Raw genomic sequence first — 3,836 nt, 5'->3', positions numbered from 1 at the left:
GCCCCGCCCCCCCCCCCCCCGATGCCCTCCAGGGTGGCCCAGCGCCCCCGGTCCACCTGGCAGACGGCGGCCCGGGCGCCTTCGGGCCTCCCCGCGGCGGCCAGGACGTTGGCGACCTTGGCGCTGGTGCGGCGGGTGATGACCCGCGCCAGAGCGGCCCCGGGGTCGTAGGTGACCCCGACGGGCACCACATGGGGCGTGCCGTCGGGGCGGAGCGTGGTCAGGGTGCACAGGTGCCGCTCCCGCCAGAAGGCGAGGTACGCGTCGTCCGGGTGCCTGGGGTCCTGCCGGGATTCACTGGCCATGCTCCGGAAACTATCCCGGCGGCACTCCCGTTCACTCCTTGAGTGGAATAGACTCAACTTACTGCATGCCGATGTGTGCAGAGTTGGCGACAGGAGGAGGAGCACGCACCCGTGGACGCCGAGCTGACCAACAGGAGCCGGGACGCGATCAGCGCGGCCAACAACCGCGCCCTCACCGGGGGCCACCCCGACATCACCCCGGCACATCTGCTGCTGGCCCTGCTGGAGGGCCAGGACAACGAGAACATCCAGGACCTGCTCGCGGCGGCCGGCGCCGACCGGGCCGCCCTGCGCTCGGCGGCCGAGCGACTGCTGGGCTCGCTGCCCAGCGTGCAGGGCTCCACCGTCGCCAAGCCGCAGCCCGACCGCGACCTGATGGCCGTCCTCGCCGACGCCTCCCGGCGCGCCGGGGAGCTGGGCGACGCCTACATCTCCACCGAGCACCTGCTCATCGGCCTGGCGGCCAGGGGCGGCCGGGCCGGCGGGCTGCTCACCGAGCAGGGGGCCACCGCCGAGAAGCTGCTCACCGCCTTCGAGAGCGCCCGCGGCGGGCAGCGCGTCACCACCGCCGACCCCGAGGGCACCTACAGGGCGCTGGAGAAGTTCGGCACCGACCTGACCGCCGCGGCCCGCGAGGGCCGGCTCGACCCCGTCATCGGCCGCGACCAGGAGATCCGCCGCGTGGTGCAGGTGCTCTCGCGGCGCACCAAGAACAACCCGGTCCTCATCGGCGAGCCCGGTGTCGGCAAGACGGCGGTCGTGGAGGGCCTGGCGCAGCGGATCGTCAAGGGCGACGTCCCCGAGTCGCTGAAGAACAAGCGCCTGGTCGCCCTCGACCTGGGCGCGATGGTGGCCGGGGCCAAGTACCGCGGCGAGTTCGAGGAGCGGCTCAAGGCCGTCCTGGCGGAGATCAAGTCCAGCGACGGGCGGATCGTCACCTTCATCGACGAGCTGCACACCGTCGTCGGCGCGGGCGCCGGCGGTGACTCGGCGATGGACGCGGGCAACATGCTCAAGCCCATGCTGGCCCGCGGCGAGCTGCGCATGGTCGGCGCCACCACGCTGGACGAGTACCGCGAGCGGATCGAGAAGGACCCGGCCCTGGAGCGCCGCTTCCAGCAGGTGCTGGTCGCCGAGCCCACCGTCGAGGACACCATCGCCATCCTGCGCGGTCTCAAGGGCCGCTACGAGGCGCACCACAAGGTCCAGATCGCCGACGGCGCGCTGGTGGCCGCCGCCGCCCTGTCCGACCGCTACATCACCTCCCGCTTCCTGCCGGACAAGGCCATCGACCTGGTCGACGAGGCCGCCTCCCGGCTGCGCATGGAGATCGACTCCTCGCCCGTGGAGATCGACGAGCTCCAGCGCGCCGTGGACCGGCTGAAGATGGAGGAGCTGGCGCTGGCGGGCGAGAGCGACGAGAGCTCCCGGGAACGGCTGGAGCGGCTGCGCCGCGAGCTGGCCGACCGCGAGGAGGAGCTGCGGGGACTGACCGCCCGCTGGGAGAAGGAGAAGCAGGGACTCAACCGCGTCGGCGAGCTGAAGGAGAGGCTCGACGAGGTGCGCGGCCAGGCCGAGCGCGCCCAGCGCGACGGCGACTTCGAGACCGCCTCCAAGCTGCTGTACGGCGAGATCCCCACCCTGGAGCGCGAGCTGGAGGAGGCATCGGCCGCCGAGCAGGAGCAGGACCCGGGCAAGGACACCATGGTCAAGGAGGAGGTCGGCTCGGACGACATCGCCGACGTCGTCGCCTCCTGGACCGGCATCCCCGCCGGACGGCTGCTGGAGGGCGAGACGCGGAAGCTGCTGCGCATGGAGGAGGAGCTGGGCCGGCGGCTGATCGGCCAGGGCGAGGCCGTGCGCGCCGTCTCCGACGCCGTGCGCCGCTCCCGCGCCGGGGTCGCCGACCCCGACCGGCCCACGGGCTCGTTCATGTTCCTCGGCCCCACCGGCGTCGGCAAGACCGAGCTGGCCAAGGCGCTCGCCGACTTCCTCTTCGACGACGAGCGGGCCATGGTCCGCATCGACATGAGCGAGTACGGCGAGAAGCACTCGGTCGCCCGGCTGGTCGGCGCTCCCCCCGGCTACGTCGGCTACGAGGAGGGCGGCCAGCTCACCGAGGCCGTGCGGCGGCGCCCGTACAGCGTGGTGCTGCTGGACGAGGTGGAGAAGGCCCACCACGAGGTCTTCGACATCCTGCTCCAGGTGCTCGACGACGGGCGGCTGACCGACGGGCAGGGCCGGACGGTGGACTTCCGCAACACCATCCTCGTCCTCACCTCCAACCTCGGCAGCCAGTTCCTGATGGACCCCCTCGCCAAGGAGGAGGAGAAGCGCGAGAAGGTCATGGCGAGCGTCCGCTCCGCCTTCCGGCCGGAGTTCCTCAACCGGCTGGACGACCTGGTGGTCTTCTCCGCGCTCAGCGGCGAGGAGCTGCGCAGCATCGCCCGGCTCCAGACCGGCGCCCTCTCCCGGCGCCTGTCCGACCGCCGCCTCGCCCTCGACGTCTCCGACGCCGCGCTGGACTGGCTGGCGGTCGAGGGCAACGACCCGGCCTACGGCGCCCGGCCGCTGCGCCGCCTGGTCCAGACGGCCATCGGCGACCGGCTCGCCCGCGCGATCCTGGCGGGCGAGATCCGCGACGGGGACACCGTCCGCGTGGACGTCGCCCTGGAGGAGGAGGGCCTGACCGTCACCCCGGCGCGGTGACGGCGCGGCGGTGACCGTGACGCGGTGCCCGGCGGCTCCGGTCGCCGGGCGCCGCCACGGCATACGCCCTGCCCGGCGGGGAGCCCCCGTGCGGTCGGACGATCATGTCAGTCCGACGGACGAGCCCCGGAGCCCGGGCTTGCCAGGACCGGGCCGGGGTGGGGGAGGATGGCAGGAATCGTATGAAGGGAAAACCACGGTGACTATCGACCCGTCCTCGATCCCGAACTTCGGGGGCCAGCAGCCCGAACAGCAGCCGACGGGGCCTGCCGGGCCCGTCATCCCGGACCAGGACCTGGTCAAGCAGCTCCTCGACCAGATGGAGCTGAAGTACGTCGTCGACGACGAGGGTGACCTCGCGGCGCCGTGGGAGGAGTTCCGCACCTACTTCATGTTCCGCGGCGAGAAGGAGCAGCAGGTCTTCTCCGTCCGGACGTTCTACGACCGCCCCCACTCCATCGAGGACAAGACCCGCCTGCTGGAGCTGGTCGACGACTGGAACCGCCGCACCCTGTGGCCGAAGGTCTACAGCCACACGCACGACGACGGCACGGTCCGCCTGATCGGCGAGGCCCAGATGCTGGTCGGCGTCGGCGTCTCGCTGGAGCACTTCGTCTCCAGCACGGTGAGCTGGATCCGCGCCTCGGTCGAGTTCGACCGCTGGCTCGTGGAGCAGCTCGGCCTGGCCAAGGACGTCGAGGAGTCCGACGGTGAGGGTGAGGGCTGAGCTCTCCACCCCCCACGAGGCCCCGCACGGCCCCGGTGCACGGAACGCTCCGCGTCCGGCGCACCGGGGTCGCCGCGCGTCCGGGAGGCCGGACG

At 72.5% G+C, this 3,836-nt stretch carries 3 protein-coding genes; 2 read left to right on the top strand and 1 reads right to left on the bottom strand.

Annotated features, from left to right (window positions below):
* A partial coding sequence (locus AC2CJA_RS25230; protein ID WP_484604981.1) for a pyridoxamine 5'-phosphate oxidase family protein occupies positions 1-305 on the bottom strand: 305 nt, incomplete at its 3' end.
* 111 nt (positions 306-416) lie between these two features.
* Here AC2CJA_RS25230 and clpB point away from each other — a divergent pair.
* Entirely contained in the window at positions 417-3,014 is a 2,598-nt protein-coding gene (gene clpB / locus AC2CJA_RS25225; protein WP_484604980.1) for an ATP-dependent chaperone ClpB, read from the top strand.
* 199 nt (positions 3,015-3,213) lie between these two features.
* Positions 3,214-3,741 (top strand): YbjN domain-containing protein, encoded by a 528-nt coding sequence (locus AC2CJA_RS25220; protein ID WP_410537779.1) that lies wholly within the window; start codon positions 3,214-3,216, stop codon positions 3,739-3,741.
* The last annotated feature ends 95 nt before the right edge of the window (positions 3,742-3,836 follow it).

The organism is Streptomyces sp. ATLC9, assembly GCF_057196705.1.
This window is presented reverse-complemented; position numbering and strand designations above follow the sequence as displayed.